At 65.7% G+C, this 18,638-nt stretch carries 21 protein-coding genes; 6 read left to right on the top strand and 15 right to left on the bottom strand.

What is annotated here, in order from left to right:
* Positions 1-7 precede the first annotated feature (7 nt).
* Entirely contained in the window at positions 8-712 is a 705-nt protein-coding gene (locus BT183_RS08065; protein WP_084603333.1) for an EAL domain-containing protein, read from the top strand.
* Between the two features lie 128 nt (positions 713-840).
* Positions 841-2,286, top strand: coding sequence for a PAS domain S-box protein (locus BT183_RS08060; RefSeq protein WP_072340728.1), 1,446 nt, complete (start codon positions 841-843; stop codon positions 2,284-2,286).
* Positions 2,287-2,306: 20 nt separating this feature from the next.
* Here BT183_RS08060 and BT183_RS08055 read toward each other — a convergent pair whose 3' ends face one another.
* The 9 genes from BT183_RS08055 to BT183_RS08015 all read right to left on the bottom strand — a co-directional run bounded on the left by BT183_RS08055 (position 2,307) and on the right by BT183_RS08015 (position 10,956).
* Positions 2,307-2,669 carry a response regulator gene (locus BT183_RS08055; protein ID WP_072340727.1) on the bottom strand — a complete coding sequence of 121 codons (363 nt, stop codon included), beginning with the start codon at positions 2,667-2,669 and terminating at the stop codon, positions 2,307-2,309.
* 106 nt (positions 2,670-2,775) lie between these two features.
* The gene (locus BT183_RS08050) at positions 2,776-3,714 is read right to left on the bottom strand and encodes a LysR family transcriptional regulator (RefSeq protein WP_072340724.1); all 939 of its coding nucleotides are present in this window, start codon (positions 3,712-3,714) and stop codon (positions 2,776-2,778) included.
* A gap of 88 nt (positions 3,715-3,802) precedes the next feature.
* A complete protein-coding gene (locus tag BT183_RS08045; protein ID WP_072340722.1) occupies positions 3,803-4,771 on the bottom strand; it encodes a Bug family tripartite tricarboxylate transporter substrate binding protein in 969 nt (322 codons plus the stop codon).
* Positions 4,768-5,811, bottom strand: a complete 1,044-nt coding sequence (locus tag BT183_RS08040) for a glutamate cyclase domain-containing protein (protein ID WP_072340720.1) — start codon at positions 5,809-5,811, stop codon at positions 4,768-4,770. The genes BT183_RS08045 and BT183_RS08040 overlap by 4 nt, the downstream gene beginning before the upstream one ends.
* A gap of 51 nt (positions 5,812-5,862) precedes the next feature.
* Entirely contained in the window at positions 5,863-7,365 is a 1,503-nt protein-coding gene (locus BT183_RS08035; RefSeq protein WP_072340717.1) for a tripartite tricarboxylate transporter permease, read from the bottom strand.
* Positions 7,365-7,817, bottom strand: coding sequence for a tripartite tricarboxylate transporter TctB family protein (locus BT183_RS08030; RefSeq protein WP_072340715.1), 453 nt, complete (start codon positions 7,815-7,817; stop codon positions 7,365-7,367). Before BT183_RS08030 ends, BT183_RS08035 begins: the two co-directional genes overlap by 1 nt.
* 185 nt (positions 7,818-8,002) lie before the next feature.
* On the bottom strand, positions 8,003-9,373 hold the full coding sequence (locus tag BT183_RS08025) for a TCR/Tet family MFS transporter (RefSeq protein ID WP_072340712.1): 1,371 nt from the start codon (positions 9,371-9,373) through the stop codon (positions 8,003-8,005).
* A 93-nt stretch (positions 9,374-9,466) separates the two neighbouring features.
* Positions 9,467-10,690, bottom strand: coding sequence for an FAD-dependent monooxygenase (locus BT183_RS08020; RefSeq protein WP_072340708.1), 1,224 nt, complete (start codon positions 10,688-10,690; stop codon positions 9,467-9,469).
* A 20-nt stretch (positions 10,691-10,710) separates the two neighbouring features.
* The gene (locus tag BT183_RS08015) at positions 10,711-10,956 is read right to left on the bottom strand and encodes a zinc-finger domain-containing protein (RefSeq protein WP_072341762.1); all 246 of its coding nucleotides are present in this window, start codon (positions 10,954-10,956) and stop codon (positions 10,711-10,713) included.
* A gap of 146 nt (positions 10,957-11,102) precedes the next feature.
* On the opposite strand from BT183_RS08015, the gene BT183_RS08010 reads away from it, so the two are divergent.
* The 3 genes from BT183_RS08010 (at position 11,103) to BT183_RS08000 (ending at position 13,103) form a co-directional block, all read left to right on the top strand.
* Entirely contained in the window at positions 11,103-11,873 is a 771-nt protein-coding gene (locus tag BT183_RS08010) for an alpha/beta fold hydrolase (protein ID WP_072340705.1), read from the top strand.
* Between the two features lie 74 nt (positions 11,874-11,947).
* Positions 11,948-12,766: a serine O-acetyltransferase gene (gene cysE, locus BT183_RS08005; RefSeq protein WP_072340702.1), complete on the top strand. Its 819-nt coding sequence runs from the start codon at positions 11,948-11,950 to the stop codon at positions 12,764-12,766.
* 118 nt (positions 12,767-12,884) lie between these two features.
* Complete coding sequence (locus BT183_RS08000; protein ID WP_072340699.1) at positions 12,885-13,103, top strand: DUF3126 family protein; 219 nt, start codon at positions 12,885-12,887, stop codon at positions 13,101-13,103.
* A gap of 127 nt (positions 13,104-13,230) precedes the next feature.
* On the opposite strand, the gene BT183_RS07995 is transcribed toward BT183_RS08000, so the two are convergent.
* From BT183_RS07995 to BT183_RS07980, 4 genes are all read right to left on the bottom strand, one after another.
* Positions 13,231-13,899 carry a hypothetical protein gene (locus BT183_RS07995; RefSeq protein WP_072340696.1) on the bottom strand — a complete coding sequence of 223 codons (669 nt, stop codon included), beginning with the start codon at positions 13,897-13,899 and terminating at the stop codon, positions 13,231-13,233.
* 114 nt (positions 13,900-14,013) lie between these two features.
* Positions 14,014-14,622, bottom strand: coding sequence for a transglutaminase-like cysteine peptidase (locus tag BT183_RS07990; protein ID WP_244545263.1), 609 nt, complete (start codon positions 14,620-14,622; stop codon positions 14,014-14,016).
* A gap of 139 nt (positions 14,623-14,761) precedes the next feature.
* On the bottom strand, positions 14,762-15,334 hold the full coding sequence (locus tag BT183_RS07985; RefSeq protein WP_072341758.1) for a PilZ domain-containing protein: 573 nt from the start codon (positions 15,332-15,334) through the stop codon (positions 14,762-14,764).
* Positions 15,335-15,522: 188 nt separating this feature from the next.
* Entirely contained in the window at positions 15,523-16,191 is a 669-nt protein-coding gene (locus BT183_RS07980; protein WP_072340690.1) for a PAS domain-containing protein, read from the bottom strand.
* 181 nt (positions 16,192-16,372) lie between these two features.
* On the opposite strand from BT183_RS07980, the gene BT183_RS07975 reads away from it, so the two are divergent.
* The gene (locus BT183_RS07975) at positions 16,373-17,125 is read left to right on the top strand and encodes a rhomboid family intramembrane serine protease (RefSeq protein ID WP_072340688.1); all 753 of its coding nucleotides are present in this window, start codon (positions 16,373-16,375) and stop codon (positions 17,123-17,125) included.
* Positions 17,126-17,137: 12 nt separating this feature from the next.
* Here BT183_RS07975 and hisI read toward each other — a convergent pair whose 3' ends face one another.
* Together hisI and BT183_RS07965 are read right to left on the bottom strand one after the other, a co-directional pair.
* The gene (gene hisI, locus BT183_RS07970; protein ID WP_072340685.1) at positions 17,138-17,590 is read right to left on the bottom strand and encodes a phosphoribosyl-AMP cyclohydrolase; all 453 of its coding nucleotides are present in this window, start codon (positions 17,588-17,590) and stop codon (positions 17,138-17,140) included.
* Positions 17,591-17,638: 48 nt separating this feature from the next.
* Positions 17,639-18,484, bottom strand: a complete 846-nt coding sequence (locus BT183_RS07965) for an AraC family transcriptional regulator (RefSeq protein WP_072340683.1) — start codon at positions 18,482-18,484, stop codon at positions 17,639-17,641.
* Positions 18,485-18,638 lie beyond the last annotated feature (154 nt).

Here is an 18,638-nt window from a genome sequence, read left to right as displayed (position 1 = left end):
GTTCACCATGGCGTTCCAGCCGATCGTGATGGCCCGCTCGGCGACCATCTGGGGCTATGAGGCGCTGGTGCGCGGCGTGAACGGGGAGGGGGCCGGCGCAATCCTCGCCGCAGTGACGGAGGAGAACCGCTACCGCTTCGACCAGGCCTGCCGGGTCAAGGCCATCGAGCTGGCCGGCCGGCACATGATGCGTGGCTCGAGCGCGAAGCTTTCGATCAATTTCATGCCCAACGCGGTCTATGAGCCGGCGGCCTGCATTCGTGCGTCGCTCGCGGCGGCCAAGCGCACCGGCTTTGATCCCCGTCGGCTGATGTTCGAATTCACCGAGAACGAGAAGATCACCGACAGCGACCATGTCGGGCGCATCATCGAGAGCTACAGGGCGATGGGGTTTACCACCGCGCTCGACGATTTCGGGGCGGGCTATGCCGGGCTCGGACTGCTGGCGCGGTTTCAGCCCGATCTCATCAAGATCGATATGGAGCTGGTTCGCGGCATCGATGGCTCGGCGGCACGACAGGCGATCGTGCGCGGCATCATCGGCATCGCGGCGGCGCTCGACATCACCGTGCTGGCCGAGGGGGTCGAGACGCAAGAGGAGGCTTCCGCCCTTGGCGATGCCGGGGTTGCGCTCTTCCAGGGCTATCTCTTTGGCCGGCCGGAAGTTGAAACCTTTGCCCGGGCCACGAGTTTTTCGCTCGTGGCGGCATAGACCGCCTTGCCCGCGCCGCTTTCCTGTCTTCTAGCGGCAGCTGAAAATGAGCCTGGGCCGGGTGAAATCGACGGGCTGCACGTCAAAGAACACTCCGGCCAAAGATATAACTCCATATAAGGCTGCTCATGAGCGATACCTCCGAAGAGCAACGCATCGACCGGGAAATCCACAGCGCCCGGCAAGGTTCCGACCCCTTCGCGGCCGCCATGCGGGCAACCCGGATGCCGATGATCATCACCGATCCACGGCAGCCGAACAATCCGATCGTCTTCGTCAACGACGCTTTCGGGCGGCTGACGGGCTATTCGCGCGAGGAAACGCTGGGGCGCAACTGCCGCTTCCTCCAGGGGCCGGGCACCAATGCCGACGATATAGGCCGGGTGCGCGCCGCCATCGAAGAGCGCGTGCCTATCGAGATCGATCTCCTCAATTACCGCAAGGACGGCTCGATCTTCTGGAACCGCCTCCTGGTATCGCCGGTCTTCGATGACGGTGAACTGACCTATTATTTCGCCTCGCAGCTCGATGTGACGCGCGAGCGCACGATCGGCGTCGGGCAGGATCGCGACGCGCTCGAGCAGGGCCTGCAACAGCGCATCTCCGATCTCACGGCCAGCGAGGAGCGGCTGCGCTTCACCCTCAGGGCCGGCAAGCTCGGCACCTGGACGCTCGATCTGCAGACCGGGCGACTGGTGGCGTCGGCGATCTGCAAGGCCAATTTCGGGCGCTCCGCCACCGACAGCTTCGGCTATGACGATCTGCAGGAGGCGATCCATCCCGAGGATTTCGATCGCTGGCGGCAGACGGTCGCCAAAGCGCTCGAAACCGATGGCGAACTGCATGTGGAATATCGCGTCGTTATGCCCGATGGCGCGGTGCGATGGGTGGAGGTGCGCGCCGAAACGCGCTTCGATGCCGAACGTCGCCCGTTGCAGATGAGCGGCGTTTCCATCGACATCACCGACAGGCGCGAAGCCGAGGCCGAACGCGAGCTCATGAACCGTGAGCTCGGCCACCGCATCAAGAACATCCTGGCGACGGTCAAGTCGATCGTCAGCCAGTCGCTGCGCACCAGCCAGCCGGCATCGGAGGTGCGCGACGCCGTCTCGCAGCGCATCGAGGCCCTGAGCAGCGCCCATGACGTGCTGATCGGGCGGGGGCTCGACAGTGCCGGTCTGCGGGAGACGGTGGAGCGCGCGGTGCTGCCGTTCAACGGGCAGAACCGGATCCATTTTCTCGGGCCCGACATCGAGATTTCCGACCGGGCGAGCAGCGCGCTCACCATGGCGCTGCACGAGCTGGCGACCAATGCGGTCAAATACGGCGCGCTCTCGGGCGATCGCGGCCGGGTGCGCATTGCCTGGACGCTTGATGACGAGAGCTTCACGCTGACCTGGAGCGAGATCGGCGGGCCTGCGGTATCGCCGCCCGAGCGGACCGGGTTTGGAACCCGCATGATCGAAAAGGCCCTCGCCGCATCTGTGGACGGCCTTGCGCGCATCGACTATCGGCCCGATGGCGTGGTGTTCGAAGTCAATGCCAAGCTGTCGTCGGTGGCCGCGCGCGCGTGACTGCGGGCGCGGGCAGCCGGTCACGCGGCAGTTGCCTGGTCGAGCAACTCGCCCAGCATCTTTTCGCTCAAAGGCTTGGAGATCACTGACGCTGCGGGGAAGGCGGCTGCCGCCTGCCGCGCATTGCCGGTGACGATGACGAAGGGCACGCCGCGCTCGATCAGGCGCTGGCCGATGGGGATCGAGTCTGTTTGCCGGCTGAGGTTGAAGTCGAGAATGGCGAAGTCGAGCGCCTGCTCATCGGCGAGCTTGAGCCCCTCCTCCAGCGTATAGGCGACCGAGACGGTGGCGCAGCCGAGAGAAAAAAGCATGCCCTCCATGTCCATCGCGACGAGGGGCTCGTCTTCGACAACAAGTACGGCGGGAGCGGGTTCGGCTGGCATCAGTCATGTCTCCGGTGGACGATGACGCTGCCCTATCAAGACACCGCGGCACGTTCGGTTCCTTGATCGCGAAACATGCCTGTGGAAAGTCGGACACACTGGCCGGTCAGGCGCGCGCCACCAGCGCGCGGGTCGCCTCAAGCTCGCGCGCATAGGCTTCGGAAAAGAAATTCACGAAGTCCTGCAAGGGCGGTGGCCGGTTGGTGTGGGGCGGATAGACCACGGACAATTCGTAGCGAATGGCAGGGCGGAAGCTGCGCGCCACGGTTCGCGCCGGATCGGCGACGCTGGCAGCCAGCGGATCGACCACGGCCATGCCCAGCCCGCGATCGACATAGGCCGCGACGGTCGAGGAAAAGAGGCTCTCGACCCGGATGCGCGGCTGGGCGTTGGAGAGTTGCAGGAGCGCGTTGAGTTCGAGGCGCATGAGGCTCGATGAGCCCAAGGCAACGAAATCCTGCCCGTCGAGATCGGCAGGGGTGATGACCTCGCGACGTGCCAGCGGATGATTGCGCGGCATGAGGCAGACCACTTCGGAAGCGGGCAGGGGCTCGGCGGCAAGATCGTTGCGGCCCGGCGGCATGGCGACGAAACCGACATCGACGCTGCCATTGACCACGAGGTCGATGATATCGACCGAGGCGCCGCTATGCACCGAGACCACCATTTCCGGATAGGTGCGGGCGAAGGCGTCGACGGCATTGGGCATGCAGGAGCTGCTGAGCGCAAGGATCGAGGCGACGCGGATGCGGCCGGCATTGTATTGCCGGATCGCCATGGCTGCCTCGCGGATGCGTTCGGTCGACACGAAATGCCGGGCTACCTCGCGATAAAGCTCGCGTGCTTCGGCGGTGGGCGAAATCTGCGCGCCATCGCGCAGGAAGAGCGTCAGCCGCAGATCGGCCTCGAGATCGCGGATGAGCCGCGTGACGGCGGGCTGGGAGATCGACAGAAGGCGACCGGCCCCCGTCATGCTGCCGGTGAGCATGACGGCGCGGAAGGCTTCGAGCTGGCGCGGGTTCAGTGGACGCAGGTGACGGCTCATGGAACAAGCATGAGCCGCAAAGGCGCGCCGAGCGCAACTCCCTTGCGGCCGATTTGCGGGCGGCTTGCGCCGCCCGCGACGTAAGGACTCAGTTGCCCAGAGTGATGTCGAGTTTGCGGATCAGGTCGGTATAGAGCGCTTCCTCGGTCTCGAGCATGGCGAGGGCCTCGGCCGGGGTATTGGCGACGACCGTGGCGCCCATGGTCGCGAAGCGCTCCTGCACCTCGGGCATCTCGAGCACGGCATTGATCTCGGCGTTGAGCTTGTCGACGATCTCGGCCGGGATGCCCTTGGGCGCGAGAACCATGCCCCATGAGTTGGCGGCAAAGCCGGGGACGCCCGCTTCTGCGACGGTCGGAACATCGGGATATTGCGGCGAGCGCTCGGGCCCTCCGGCCGCGAGCAGCTTGAGCTGGCCGCTGTCGATATATTGCTGCACGGCCGGCAGCGTATCGAAGCCGAGCTGCACGATGCCGGAGAGGAAATCGGGCATCGAGGCGCCGCTGCCCGAATAGGGTACATGGATCATGTCGACCCCGGCGGCATCGGCGAACCAGGCGCCGAACAGATGCGAGTTGCTGCCCGGACCAGCGGACTTATAGGCGAGCTCGCCGGACTTCTCCTTGGCCAGAGCGATGAACTCCTCCACCGTATCGGCCTCGACGCTGGGGGGCACGACCATCACCATCTGGGTGCGGGCCGTGGTGGTGATGGGCACGAAATCGGTGACCGGATCATAGGGAAGGTTCGGCACGAGCGCCCGCGCCAGGGCGTGCGAGGCCACCACGACGCCGATGGTGTAGCCATCGGGAGCGGCCTTGGCGATGGCATCGATGCCGATGACGCCATTGGCGCCCGGCTTGTTCTCGACCGTCACCGGCTGGCCGAGGCGCGGGGCCAGGTGTTCGGCGATCAGCCGGCCGGTGATGTCGCCTTGGCCGCCGGGAGCGTAAGGGACGATGATCGAGATGGCGCGGTTAGGATAGTCCTGTGCTGCTGCCGGTCCAGAGAGAGCGGCGGCGCCCAGCGCGAAGGCCGTGGCGATCAGTCTGATCATTGTGCAGTCTCCTTCATTTTACCGTGGGAAAGGCCGCGATCGGGTGCGGCGAGATTGAGCCGCAGCATGTCGCGCAGCAGCTGGATGATGGACATCGAGCTTTCGCCCGCCGTGCCATCGACGATGAAACGGGAGGTGCAGTAGCGCATCTCCCAGCCGCCGGCATCGAGGCAGGCTTCGAGGATCTTGCGCTCCATCTCCGGGGTCTGGAGAACGTCCTGATCCTTGATGAGGAAGGCGATCATCGCTGCAATGCCATAGGCGCCCCAGTTCGAAATCGAGGCGGGCAGGAAGACGTCGGTGGCAATGACGCTGATTACCCCGGTGCCGCCCGGATACTGGGTTTCCCGGCCATAGGGGTGGAAATCGCGCATGAAGTCGTAGATGCGGCCGAAGCCGATCTCGTTGCCATTGTCCCCGATGCCGACGGTCAGGATGCCCTTTTCCTTGGCGGCGACGAAGATGTGGCCGAGATCGACGCAGTTCTTGGCGACGCCCGTGGAGCCATGCACGATGCCCTGGTCGTTGGGCCCGAGGCGTTCGATCGAGATCACCGCCTTGGGGTTGTAGGTGGCGACGGCCTCGCGGGCCCAGTCGGCGGTGATGCTGCGGTCTTCGGGAGCGGTGATGATGGCGCCCCCCATGCGACGCGTCTTGGCGAGTTCGAACTCGCGCACCATGACGGCGGCAGCCTTGGACGAGGCGATGACCGGCGGGGCGTGGCACTCTTCGGTGACATAGACCGGAACGGCCTTGAGGCCCCAGTAGATGGCGCGGGCGAGCGCCGCGGCGCCCGGAGGGCCATCGCTCTCGCCATTGGGCACTTCGGGGGCATAGCCGGCGCCGGTGACGATGAACACCACGTCGCCGGGCTTCACGGTTGCGACCAGCGCTTCTGCGGCGCGGGCGCTGATCGGCCGGCCGCCACCTTCGGCACGGGCGGCGTCGTAGATCTGCTTGACGATCCCGTAGTTCATCCCACGGTTTCGCATTTCGACAGTCACCAGCCTGTCGACATATTCGCCCATGATATCAGGCATAGAAGTCTCCTTGGATCGTCTGTGGCGCGTGGTGCGCCGATGCGGCCGCCGCTAGTTTTCGGCGAACACTTCCTCGCGCTTCTTGCGAACGGAGGGGAAAATCACGGTCACGAGCAGCACCAGCGCCCCGGCCAGAAGCACGGCCGAGAGCGGGCGGGTGACAAAGACCGAAGGGTCGCCGCGCGACAGCAGCAGGGCGCGACGCAGATATTCTTCCATCATCGGGCCGAGGATGAAGCCGAGCAGCAACGGCGCCGGCTCGCAGCGCAGGCGATTGAGCACATAGCCCAGCAGGCCGAAGGCGGCGCCCATATAGATGGCGGTGACGCTGTTCTCGATGGAAAAGAGGCCGACCATCGAGAAGATCAGGATCGCGGGGAAGAGGTAGAAATAGGGGATCTGCAGGAAGCGCACCCAGAGCCCGATCAGCGGCAGGTTGATGATGACCAGCATGGCGTTGCCGATCCACATCGAGGCCACGAGGCCCCAGAAGAGGTCGGGATTACGCGTCATGATCTGCGGGCCGGGCACGATATTGTGGATCATCATCGCCCCGATCATCATGGCCATGACGCCATTGCTCGGGATGCCGAGCGTCAGCATGGGAATGAACGAGGATTGCGCGCCGGCATTGTTGGCCGCCTCGGGGGCTGCGACGCCGGCGGGTGCGCCCTTGCCGAACTCGGACGGATCGCGCGCGATCTTCTTTTCGATCATGTAGGAGGCAAAGGAGGAGAGCGTGGCGCCCCCGCCGGGCAGAAGCCCCAGCACCGACCCCAAGCCGGTGCCGCGCAGAACCGCCGGCCAGGCCTTGCGGAACTCATCGCGGCTGGGCCAGAGGCTTGCGATCTTGCCGGTCGCCAATTGTCTTGCATGGCTGCCGCGGGCATTGGCCATGATGTCGCAAAAGGCGAAGAGGCCCATGGCGAGGGCAGCGAAATCGAGCCCATCGACCAGCTCGAACGAGCCGAAGGTGAAGCGGTGCACGCCACTGCTGACATCGATGCCGACCGAGCCGAGCAGCAGCCCAACGAGGATCATCGACACCGCCTTGAGTACGCCGCCCGAGGCGAGGATTACGGCGGCGATGAGGCCCAGCACCATCAGCGAGAAATATTCGGCGGGACCAAAGGACAGCGCCACTTTTGCCAGATAGGGCGAGAGCGCGGCGATGAGCAGCGTGCCCACCGTGCCGGCAAAGAACGAGCCGACGGCGGCGATGGCGAGGGCGGAGCCGGCGCGGCCCTTGCGCGCCATCTGATGGCCATCGATGCAGGTGACGACGGAGCCGGATTCGCCGGGCAGGTTGACGAGAATTGCGGTGGTCGAGCCGCCATACTGGGCGCCGTAATAGATGCCGGCGAGCATGATCAGCGCCGAGACGGGTTCGAGCGCATAGGTGAGGGGCAGCAGCATCGCGATGGTCGCGAGCGGACCAAGGCCGGGGAGCACACCAATCGCGGTGCCCAGCAAGGCGCCGATGAAGCAGAGGAAGACGTTCTGCAGGGTCAGCGCGATGGAAAAACCGTTGGCGAGGTTGGCAAAGAGATCCATCACCACACTCCCGGCAGAAGCGGCAGCCTGAGGCCGAGGCCGACGATGAAGACGAGCCAGGCGAAGGCGGTGAGGAAGGCGGCGAGCGCCAGGGTGGGAACGAGCTGGAGCCGGCCTGCCGCGAGACAGGCGATCACCACCGACCCGGGCACCGCGACAAGGACGCCGAGGCTCGTGAGCGTGATGCCACCGAAGATCAGGGCCGCGACGATGGCGGCCATCGCCCTGAGATCGAAGGCAAGCACGGCCGATCCGGCGTCGGCGAGGCGATAGCCCTTGACCATCTGCGCGATGCCGGCACAGGCAAGCAACAGGCCGACGATGACGGGAAACGCACCTGCGCCCGGCCGGTTGGGCGCGCCGATCCCGTAGCCCAGGGCCATGATCGCGGCGCCGGCTCCGATGAGGACAAAGACGCCGCCGGCGACGAATTCGGCATTGTTGAACTTCATGGGCTGCTCCTTGTCAGGAGGCGGTCCCTTCAACTGCCCCCGTCGTCATCAGCAGCGTCGGCTGAGCAGGGGCATAAGTCAAATCGAAGTTAAGGATGATCGTATAGCACAATGTTATGAAGGACTGCGCAGAAATGCGACACCGGCCCATGCGGTCGGGGCAGCCTGCTCAGCAGGGGATGAGCTCAGCCCCGGGGGCCGGGTGACCGAGGGGTGTCGCTGGCGTTTCCGTCGTCCCGATCGTCGTCGTCATCGATCTCTGTGGGAATGTGGATCTGGCCGGGCGGTGCCATCTCGGGAACCACGGGCTTTTTCGCAACGGGCGGCTTGTGGGCGAAGTCGTAGCGCAGGGCCACGAAGCCGAACACCGCGACCGCACCCACGAGCATCGCCCCCGCCGCAATGAACGGTGCGCCGGGGAAATAGGGCAGTTGTGTATCGTGATGGGTGAAGAGGCTGAAGATCTGCGTCGCCGCCAGCGGCCCGATGATGGTGGCGAGCGAATTGGCGGCGTTGACCGCGCCCTGAAGTTCGCCCTGCGCGTTGTCTGGCACCTCGCGGGAGAGGACGCCGTTGATGGCGGGGGCGGCGAGGCCGGCGAAGGCCCCCATCAGGAGGTAGACATAGAGCCAGGTCTGGCTCGTGGTGAAGGCCATGCCGGTAAATGCGGCCGCGGCCGCGAGCATGCCGGCGATGACCACGGGGCTCTCGCCCACCTTCTTGACCGCCGGACCCACCAGGAGCGCCTGACAGATGGCAAAACCGATGCCGAAGGCGCCCAGCGCGCGCCCGATCTGCGATGAGGAGAAGCCGAAGACCTCGATGGCAAAATAGTTGAACACCGAGGGATAGGCCTGGGCGGCCAGTGAGAACATGAAGAGCACGCCCAGAAGCCAGATGACCACCGGATATTGCCTGAGGGCAAGGATGGCGCCGAAGGGATTGGCGCGCCGAATGTCGAATTTGCGCCTCTGCCCGCGCGGCAGGCTTTCTGGCAGCACGAAGACGCCGAAGAGGAAATTGGCGAAGGCGAGGCCCGCGGCGGCGTAGAAGGGTACGCGCGGCCCCAGCTCGCCCAGTTCGCCCCCGATCACCGGACCGATGATGAAGCCGAGCCCGAAGGCGGCGCCGATCAGCCCGAAGCGGTGGGTGCGCTTATGGGCGGGGGTGATGTCGGCCATGTAGGCCGTGGCCGTCGCCACCGCCGCACCGGCGATGCCCGAGATGATGCGCCCGACGAACAGGTACCAGACGACGGTGGCAAAGCTCATCATCAGATAGTCGAAAGTGAGCCCGAGCAGTGATGCCAGGAGGATGGGGCGTCGGCCGAAGCGGTCGGAGAGGTTGCCCAGCACCGGCGAGAACACGAACTGCATGAAGGCGTAGGCAAAGACCAGATAGCCACCGATGATCGCGGCTTCCGCGACGCTGCCGCCCGTCAGTTCCTCCAGCAGTTCGGGCAGCACCGGCACGATGATGCCGAGCCCGATCATGTCGAGAAGGATAGTGATCAGGATGCAGGAGAGCGTCAGCTTCGGATTGGTGACTTTGACCATGCGCCAGGACGCTCCCTATTCGTGCGCGGCAGTTGACACAGAGCCGCCCGCCAAGGCAAGCGGCGCCCGAAAGCGAGGGCCGGCTTGCCACCGCTAATCGCGCTTGTGCCCCGTGCCGTCCATGGCGTTGTGGCCATAGAGCCAGCCGAGGCGGCGCAACTGCCCTTCGCCGCCGCCCAGACGCACGACCGTGTCGCGCGCCACGCTCAACGGCCAGGGCAGGTGGAAGATGCGTCCATTGGCCGAGGATTGTTTGCGCACCCGCTCGACCCGGCCGCGCCGGGCGGCACCGTAGCGGGCAAAGGCTGCCTCCGCGCTGGGCTGGCTCACGAGCAGCGGGGCCAGGGTGGCCGCATCCTCGATGGCCATGGCCGCGCCCTGGGCCTGGAAGGGAGGCATGGCGTGGGCGGCATCACCCACAAGCCCGATGGGGCCGCGATGCCAGGCGCGCGGCCGAGCCTCGAGCAGCGGCCAGTGGCTCCAGCGGCCCTCCGCAGCGGCCAGCACGGCCTCGAGCCGGCCCGAGCGGGTGAGCGACCAGCCGATGCGGGGAGCCGAGCTGCTGGCATCGCTTGGCCGCTGCCGGGTGATCACCACCACATTGACCTGGTCGCGATGGGGCAGGGGATAGATGACGCCGTGATAGCCCGAGCCCAGCATCAGGCTGGTGTTCTGAGGCGAGAGCACCCCCGCGACGGTGCCGGCTGGAAGCATGGCCCGCCACGCGACGGAGCCGGTCGGGCGCGCAGCGGCCTCGCCGAGGAGTTGGGTCCGTACCTGCGAATGGACGCCATCTGCGCCCACGAGCGCGAACCCCCTGCCGCCACGGGTTCTGCCATCGGCTTCGGTGATCTCGAGGGCGACGCCGGTGCCCTGCACCTCGGCCGAAAAACCCTTGATGCCAAACAGCATGTCGACATTGGCGAAGCGCCGACAAGCCCGATAGAGCACATCGACCAGATCGGCCCTGTGCATCACCGCGTAGGGCGCGCCAAAGCGGCGCTCGGCCGCCGCCCCGAGCAGGAGGGGGCCTATGGGGCGCCCCGCGCCATGGGGATAGACGTCGATGCCGGCGGGTTCAAAGCTCGCATCGGCAATGGGTCGATCAAGCCCCAGGCCGTTGAGCACCTGCCGGGCGTTGGGACTGACCTGAAGCCCAGCACCCACCTCGCTCAGCGCCGAAGCGCGTTCGAGGAGCACGACCCGTGCGCCGAACTTGGCAAGGGCCAGCGTCAGCGTCAGCCCCGCTATGCCGGCGCCCACCACATAGATGGTGCGGGTTTCCGAAGTGTCGGCGCGTTGGGCGAGGGGCTGCACGCGCGAGCTTCCCGCCGCGATCAGGCGTGATCGGGGGAATAGACCGCCGAGAGCGGTTCGGAGGTGCCGGCCGGCAGGGCCGGGTCGAAGACATAAAGGGTCGAGCAATAGGGACAGACGATGTCGCTGTCCTTGCCCATGTCGAGAAACACGTGGGGATGGTCGAAAGGCGGCAACGCGCCGATGCACTGGAATTCCTTGGCGCCGATCGCGATGCGGGCGAGCCCTTCGGTGTTGTGGAAATGCGGAGTGCTCGAATGCGCCATTCTCGAAGCCTTGCGGTGCTGCGGTTCGTCGGCGCGGACCATAGCGAAGCGGTCCGGCAAAGGAAAGGCCGGCTGCGCTTGGCCTGGCCGGCCAGTTGCTGCTATGGGCAGGCCTCCAGCCGATCGATCGAGGGGACAACTCGCCAATGCCTGAATTTTCCTCGCAAGGCATTGCCATCGCCTATGAGGTGCATGGCGAGGGCCGCCCGATCCTCCTCATCCACGGCTTTGCCTCGAGCGCGGAGGTCAACTGGGTCGCGACGGGGTGGGTGGATACCCTCCTCAAGGCGGGGTACCAGGCGATTGCGCTCGACAATCGCGGCCATGGCCGATCCCGCAAGCTCTATGATCCGCAGCTCTATTTTGCCCGCGAGATGGCGCGCGACGCCGTGCGGCTGCTCGATCATCTGGGGATTAAGCGCCTGCCGGTCATCGGCTATTCGATGGGCGCGCGCATCGCCGCCTTCCTCGCGCTCGACCATCCCGAGCGGGTCGAGGCGCTGGTGCTGGGCGGCATGGGGCGCAATCTCGTCACGGGGCTCGCCGATTCAGAGCCGATCATCGCAGCGCTGACCGCCGAGAGCCTGTCGCAGGTGACCCATCCCACCGGCCGGCAGTTCCGCATCTTTGCCGAGCACACGGGGGCCGACCGGGCGGCGCTCGCCGCCTGCATGATCAACTCCCGCCAGCCCATGGCCGAGGAGGATTTGCGGCGCATCGCCGTGGCGACGCTCGTTGCGGTAGGCGAGGACGACACGATGGCGGGCGACCCCGCCGAACTTGCCGCGCTGCTGCCCGATGCCGAGGCCTTCGTGGTCCCGCGGCGCGATCACATGCGGGCCACCGGCGACAAGGCCTTCAAGGCCGCGGCCCTCGATTTTCTCGAGCGCCGAACTGCGCCGAACGCGCCGAAGTGAACCAAATTTTGCCGGCGGACTTGGTAGAGTAGCATGCCGTGCCTTATATGGACGGCATCCGAGGGAATTTGCTCATGAGCACAGTGCGCACCGCTACCCAGATCAAGGCCGTTGACCCGGTATGGGACGCGGTGGTCGCCGGGGGGCGCCAGATCGTCGAGGACGAGCCTTCGCTCGCCGCTCTCGTGATGGCGAGCGTGCTCAATCACGAGAGCTTCGAAGCCGCGCTGGCGCACCGTATCGCCGAGCGCCTCGACCACCCCGACGTCTCGGCCGACCTCATCCGCCAGGCGTTCCTGCAGGCGATCGCGCTGCGGCCCGAGATCGGCGCCGAAGCGCGCGCCGACCTCGCCGCCACGCTCGAGCGCGACCCGGCCTGCCACCGGGCGATCGAGCCCTTCCTCTATTTCAAGGGCTTCCACGCCATCCAGACCCACCGCTTCGCCCATGCGCTGCTCAAGGGCGGGCGACGCGATTTCGCGCTCTATCTGCAGAGCCGTTCGAGCCAGGTCTTCGGGGTAGACATCAACCCGGCCGCCCGCTTCGGCAAGGGCATCATGCTCGATCATGCCACCGGCTTCGTGGTGGGCGAGACGGCAGTGATCGGCGACCATGTGTCGATCATGCAGGGCGTGACGCTGGGGGGCACCGGCAAGTCCGACCAGGATCGGCATCCCAAGATCGGCAATGGCGTGCTGATCGGGGCCGGCGCCATCGTGCTGGGCAACATCAAGGTGGGCGATTGCGCCCGCGTCGCTGCCGGATCGGTGGTGGTCAAGGAAGTTCCGCCGCGCTCGACGGTCGCCGGCGTTCCGGCCAAGGTCATCGGTGAAGCAGGGTGCGCGCAGCCGGCTTCGGTGATGGACCATGTGGTCATGGTGCACGAGAACTGAGCCCCCGCGGGCAACCGCTTTTTTCCGCCGCTCCACGCGATAATGTCAGAACCGCCATTGTCTCGGGGCTTTCAATCCCTATTGTGGCGCTTCCTCGCAACCAGCTCCGGCAGGCATCGTGAACCATCCCGAGATCATCAAGCTGCAGAAATTTTTGCAGCAGAAGTTCAACAACCGCGCCATCGACGTGCGTCCCCGCAACAAGCAGAACGATTCCGTCGAGGTGTATCTCGGCGAGGAATTCCTCGGCCTCATCTATGTCGATGACGAAGACGGCGACCGCTCCTACAATTTCCAGATGGCCATCCTCGACGTCGATCTCGACGAGGTGAAATAAGCCTCTGGCGCCGCTCTGGCTCTGCCGCGATGGTGCGGTACGGGCCGGGCAGGGCGCCTCATGTGCCTTTCCGCGCGCTGACGACGACCGACAGCTGCTCCGCCTTGAAATACGGCAGCATGCAGTCTCAGAGCGCGCCGATCGTCCGAAGCTTCTCGCTCATTTCGGCATCGAAATCGCGCCACGCCCAGAGCAGGGACTGATCGAAGCTGTAGACGGCGGCGATGCCCGTCTGGAGATAGACGGCGCGCAGGCACTGGGCGGGCGCGCCTTCGGCCACCGGCACCATGCATTTGGCCACGAAGGGCTCGGCCGAGAGCGCGTCGTACCAGACGGTTTCGCCCGAATAGCCATCCATGTTGCGTAGCGGCTTGCCAATGAGCCCGGGCGGTCCCGAGACCTGCTGGGGCTGGAACATGTGCAGGTAAACCCCATCGAGCAGGCCTGAACTGGGGCGCACCGCGCTGCGCGGCATCAGCGACACATCCACCCGCACCGGGCTCCCCTCGGCGCCCAGTGGCAGCATGACCGAGAGATCGACCTGGCGCGAGAAATCACCCGAAGCCACGTCCTCGGTTCTGAACCATGCGGAGGGGATGGTGAGGGTGCGGTCCGCTATGGTGCGTGCGAACATCCGGCCGTCGGTGGGAGTCGACTGGTCCGCGATGTGCCGGACGGCGCCGTCGATGGCGTAGGCCAGCCCGATCCCGCCCAGCGCAATCGCCAGCGTGATGACGCCCAGATTATAGGCGTGGCCTTCGAAAAACCGCCTGCCGGCAGCGGAAATGGATCGCATCTGAGCCTGGAACCCAGCCCTCAAGCGTTGGAATGACGCTCCATAGGGCGCCGGTTATGTTTAACGGCGCGTTAATGCCATGACATCGATTGCTTTTTTGTGACGTGCCTGAACTCAGCGGCGCGCCAGCCGCACCGCGTTGCCGTCGACGAAATCGACCCAGCGGCCGGCATCGGCCTGCGACTGGCGCTTGAGATAGGTGTAGGGCGTATCGGTCCAGAGCTCGATGCGGCTCTGCTGATTGTCCAGAATGAGATCGCCGCGATCGGTGCGCACCATCAGCACGGCATGGCCGTTGCCATTGGCCTCGCGCACCACGGTGAGCAGCAGCGTGCTCGCCGGCCAGCCCGCGGCGATCAGCGCGGCGCGCTTTGCGAGGGCGAAATCCTCGCAATCGCCATAGCCCTCGGTGGGGTAGGTCCAGAATTCGGCGACCTGGTAATAGTCCTGGTCGGTGACCGGCACGATGGTGTCGTTATAATGGGCGTTGATCGTGACCAGATCCTGCCAGCGCTGTTCGGTCAGGCTCATGGCCCCCACGACATCGGCATGGGGGCGGCATTCGGACGGGCGGTCGCGGCAGAAATCGGCATGACCGACGGGGATGCTGGTTTCCTGCTTGATCTGGGCGAACGCGATATGGGTGAAATCCACCGCCTTTGCCGCAGGGGCCGCCATCAGCATGGCTCCGGCCAGCGCGGCAATCGCAAGAACAAAACGCATCGACATCGATCAAGCCCCCTGATGGAGCCACGATGCCGGACCGCGCTTGCGGCGATGAGAAAACTGCTATGGAGTTTTTAGGCGAATATGATGGGTTGCGGCAGGGTGCCGTTTACCATGTGCGGCTCGCCGCTCTCGCTCAGTTCATGCGCAGGTTCTGTTGCACCACATTGAGCATCTCCTGGGCGGAGGCGAACTCCACCGCGACCCCATCCTGGAAATGCCGCACCACCCGCGCGCGCATCCGTCCCAGCGTGACGGGCGTACCGATCGCGGGCCGCACAGCCAGCTCGATCGCCGCCCCCGAGAGCGAGATGTCGATGATCTTGCAATTGTAACGCCGGCCATCCTCGAGCACGACGGTGGAATGGCGGATGTCGGGCACGACGCGCTCGTGGCGCCGGTCCTCGGGCAGGTTGAGAATGTCCTTGTTGGCCAGCCAGGTCAGCTGCGCCGCCATCTTGTCGCGCTTGCGCTGGGTGGCCTGCACATCCATCAGGAAACCGCCGTCGATGGTTTCCATGATCGCGCCTTCGACCCGGCCGATATGGTCGAGATAGGCGATGACCTTCTCGCCGACCGCGCCGGGCACGGGCGCGATGACCATGGCGTCGCCGGGCGACATCTCGAGCACCTGGCAGGGGAATTCGCGCCGGTCCGACAGCATGTAGCGGCCGAGAACCGAAACCCTGACACGCTGGAAACGCGGCATCTGCGCGTAATTGCGCTGGGGGCGCGCCGGTGTGGGGGGACTGTCGTCCTCAATCAGCATGTCCAGCCATCAGCCCCGTCGACGCTCGTGATGGCGCGCATCCTAGTTCTTCGTGGTTAACCGAAGGTAAGGTCGCGCCGTTTCATTTGCCAACAAGTGTAACGCCGTTGGACAAGGGCGGTAAAGCCTCAGCTGCGTCCGCCGTCAATCACCGCCAGATGCGCATAGCGCCGCGCCGCCCGGCCGAAGACGGTGGCGGCCAAGGGCGGCCGTGCCGGGCCCGCCGGGCTGCCGGCGGAGGCGAACACGACTTCGCGCGGCACCGAAGCGGCCACATCGCGCGCCATGTCGGCGAGGGACACATCGTCCGGCCAGATCAGCCGCAGCCCGGTGATGCGCTGCTCCATGATGGGCTGGACGCCGAGCCAATAGGGATCGTCGATGGCCGACATGGCGCCGAGCAGCCGCGACTGGGTGGATCCGTTGTGGCGGATGGGCAGCAGCAGCACCTCCATCGCGACCTTGGTGGCAATGGGCGTGGTGCCCTGGAAGGTGACGAGCGCCGCTGCGTGGTCCTCGGTGACGGCACGAATCAGCGTCTCGAGCGCGTCGCGGTCGCGCTTGTCCCAGAGCGCCGAGAAGGACCGCCCCTTGAGCTCTCGGCAATAGGCCGAGCAGAGGTGGCTGCCGGCGAGGCGGAAGTCATACTCGTTCTTGTCGTTGAGCTCGAGAATGAAGGTGTTGGCCAGCGCGGTGCGGATGCGCGTGGGATCGATGTCCCGACGGTCCGGCGCACTGCGCGCCCCGCGCAGGGTGTTCCAGTAGTCGTAGAGCGTGCGCGTGGTCGTCTTTTGCATGGCTTTAGATGAAGTCCGATTGGTGCCCGCCCGGCCGCGAATCCTTAACGGCCGCCTCGCCGGACAGTGGCAAAAGCCCGCGGCAAAATCGCGCTTAAACATTGGTTAAGGTTAACGCGGTAGCGAGAATGTGGATAAGTGCGGGGCGGGCGGCCTTCTGCCGCCGGGTCGGAGACGCGTGATGAGTGATGGCGGCCAGCTCCCGGATCCCCCGGAAAACCGCGAGCCTCCCGGCCCCCAGCCGATTTTCCTGCTGCCCGCGTCGGTCACCGTGCTGGCGGGATTGCTCGCAGCGATTCATCTTGCATCAACCCTGGTTCTTAACGCTGAGGGGCAGGCGCAACTCGCCTTCTGGTTCGGCTTCATTCCCCTTCGCGCGATCATCGCCGACCAGTTCGAGGGAGGCTGGCTGCCGCTCCTGTGGACCCCCGTCACGCACGCCTTCCTTCATGCAGGATGGGAGCATCTGCTGGTCAACACCGCTTGGCTCGTGATCTTTGCAACGCCGGTCACCCGTCGTTATGGCGCGGTGCCGATGCTGGTGATCTTCCTTTTGAGCGCGGTGGTCGGCGCGCTGGCGTTTGCCGCAACCACCCTTCCGGAGCTTCAGGTGCTGATCGGCGCCTCGGGCGGCGTTGCGGGGCTAACCGGGGCGGCGGTGCGCTTCATGTTCCAGCCGGTGGTCTTCGGCCGCGATCCCATAACCGGCGAGGTGCGGCCGCTGGGGCGAAGGCTCGCGAGCCTGCGTGACCTTCTGCGCGAGAAGCGGGCGCGCATCTTCACGCTGATCTGGGTGCTGCTCAACGCGGCTATCCCGCTTTTGCCGATGATCACGGGCGAAAGCGTCGGCATCGCCTGGCAGGCGCATCTGGGCGGGTTCTTCACGGGCTTGCTGATCGTGTCGCTGTTCGAAAAGCGCGGCGAGGACGCCTGACGCGCGCAGCGCTCAGCGATAGACCGCCTTCGGATCAAACAGCGGGTCGCCCCCGACCTGATCGAGCCGGGCCTCCCCGCCTTCGAGCCGCACCGCGCGGTAAAAGCAGCTGACGCGGCCCGTGTGGCAGGCGGCGCCGCGCCCGGTCTGCTCGACCGTGACTAGCACCGCATCCTGATCGCAATCGGTGCGCATCTCGATGAGCTTTTGCACCTCGCCCGAGGTCTCGCCCTTCTTCCAGAGCGCGCCGCGCGAGCGCGACCAGTAATGCACGATGCCGGTTTCGAGCGTGGCGCGCAGGGCTGCGGCGTTCATATGGGCGAGCATCAGCACCTCGCCCGTTTTGGCATCCACCGTCACCGCCGTCACGAGCCCATGGGCATCGAAACGCGGAGCGAACCGATCCCCTTCCTCGCGGTCGTGGTGGGAGAGGGTGGTGGCGTCGGTGAAGGTCGGTGTGCTCATGACGGGCTTCTAGCGCAGCGACAGGACCCGCGCCAGCGGGGGCTGTGCTCAAGCGGGCCTGATGGCGATCCAGATTTCGGCTCCGCCCGTGCCTGAGACGGGGTCGAAGCGTTCGCCATAGCGTTCGAGGAGGCCGAAGCCTTCTTCCGTCGGCCGATACCCTGAACGTGGCAGCCACTCGCCATAGGCCGACGCGATCGTGCCCCGGATGCCGGTGATATGCCCTTCATGGGTGAAGATGGCATAGAGCTGGCCGGGCAGCTCCAGCCGCACCAGTTCGGCGGGCAGGTCAGTGCCCGGGCGCACCGCGACGGCGCAGTAATAGTCGAAATCGTCGCAATCGGCATACATCTCGCCGACGATGCCGAAGGTGGCCCCGCCGATCTCTCCGTCCAGATGTCCGAGCCAGCGGGAAAAGCGTTGCCATTGTTCGGGTATGCCGGCTCCGCCCGACATCGACTGGCGCTCCCGGAGCGCGGCGAGCGTCATGGCGGGATGGGTCTCGATGCGCGGGGCGAGGGGTGTTCCGGTCAGTCGGGCTTCCATTGCGAGAGGCTCCATAAGTGGGATCGTATCGAGCGTGCCCATGCGGCGCAGGGCATCGGGCGTGATGCCGAACTGGTCGCGAAAGGCACGGGTGAAGGCCTCGTGCGAGCCATAGCCTGCATCCAGCGCCACCGTGAGGATATCGGGGGCGCCCGCGGCAAGCTCCCTGGCCGCCGCGCTGAGACGGCGCCCGCGCACATAGGCCGAGATCGTCAGGCCCGTAGCAAGGGGAAAGATGCGGGAGAGGTAGAACCGCGAAAGGCCGATGGTCTCCGCCATCGCCTCGAGCGAAACATCCCGGCGGAAGTGACTTTCGATGTACCAGATGATCTTGGCGATCGCCGACATGCGCTTCTCCTCCCCGCTGGAGCTTTTCACCAGTTCCTTGAACCAGTGGAAGCTCCAAGTCTTTGTTTTGTCACGTTTCCGAACGGCGAACCGGTATCCACTTCGCCTTTAAACGCTCTCGCCCGAGGCCCTGCGACATTGGCACGGGCAAGGT

Origin of the sequence: Devosia enhydra, assembly GCF_900119845.1 — a bacterium.
Lineage (GTDB): Bacteria > Pseudomonadota > Alphaproteobacteria > Rhizobiales > Devosiaceae > FPKU01.
The sequence above is the reverse complement of the archived record's forward strand: the minus strand, read 5'-3'. Positions and strand labels throughout refer to the sequence as shown.

Coding starts and splice junctions, on each gene's coding strand:
- BT183_RS08065 (WP_084603333.1), top strand. CDS start 8: ATGGCGTTCCAGCCGATCGTGATGGCCCGCTCGGCGACCATCTGGGGC.
- BT183_RS08060 (WP_072340728.1), top strand. CDS start 841: ATGAGCGATACCTCCGAAGAGCAACGCATCGACCGGGAAATCCACAGC.
- BT183_RS08055 (WP_072340727.1), bottom strand. CDS start 2,669: ATGCCAGCCGAACCCGCTCCCGCCGTACTTGTTGTCGAAGACGAGCCC.
- BT183_RS08050 (WP_072340724.1), bottom strand. CDS start 3,714: ATGAGCCGTCACCTGCGTCCACTGAACCCGCGCCAGCTCGAAGCCTTC.
- BT183_RS08045 (WP_072340722.1), bottom strand. CDS start 4,771: ATGATCAGACTGATCGCCACGGCCTTCGCGCTGGGCGCCGCCGCTCTC.
- BT183_RS08040 (WP_072340720.1), bottom strand. CDS start 5,811: ATGCCTGATATCATGGGCGAATATGTCGACAGGCTGGTGACTGTCGAA.
- BT183_RS08035 (WP_072340717.1), bottom strand. CDS start 7,365: ATGGATCTCTTTGCCAACCTCGCCAACGGTTTTTCCATCGCGCTGACC.
- BT183_RS08030 (WP_072340715.1), bottom strand. CDS start 7,817: ATGAAGTTCAACAATGCCGAATTCGTCGCCGGCGGCGTCTTTGTCCTC.
- BT183_RS08025 (WP_072340712.1), bottom strand. CDS start 9,373: ATGGTCAAAGTCACCAATCCGAAGCTGACGCTCTCCTGCATCCTGATC.
- BT183_RS08015 (WP_072341762.1), bottom strand. CDS start 10,956: ATGGCGCATTCGAGCACTCCGCATTTCCACAACACCGAAGGGCTCGCC.
- BT183_RS08010 (WP_072340705.1), top strand. CDS start 11,103: ATGCCTGAATTTTCCTCGCAAGGCATTGCCATCGCCTATGAGGTGCAT.
- cysE (WP_072340702.1), top strand. CDS start 11,948: ATGAGCACAGTGCGCACCGCTACCCAGATCAAGGCCGTTGACCCGGTA.
- BT183_RS07995 (WP_072340696.1), bottom strand. CDS start 13,899: ATGCGATCCATTTCCGCTGCCGGCAGGCGGTTTTTCGAAGGCCACGCC.
- BT183_RS07990 (WP_244545263.1), bottom strand. CDS start 14,622: ATGCGTTTTGTTCTTGCGATTGCCGCGCTGGCCGGAGCCATGCTGATG.
- BT183_RS07985 (WP_072341758.1), bottom strand. CDS start 15,334: ATGCCGCGTTTCCAGCGTGTCAGGGTTTCGGTTCTCGGCCGCTACATG.
- BT183_RS07980 (WP_072340690.1), bottom strand. CDS start 16,191: ATGCAAAAGACGACCACGCGCACGCTCTACGACTACTGGAACACCCTG.
- BT183_RS07975 (WP_072340688.1), top strand. CDS start 16,373: ATGAGTGATGGCGGCCAGCTCCCGGATCCCCCGGAAAACCGCGAGCCT.
- hisI (WP_072340685.1), bottom strand. CDS start 17,590: ATGAGCACACCGACCTTCACCGACGCCACCACCCTCTCCCACCACGAC.
- BT183_RS07965 (WP_072340683.1), bottom strand. CDS start 18,484: ATGTCGGCGATCGCCAAGATCATCTGGTACATCGAAAGTCACTTCCGC.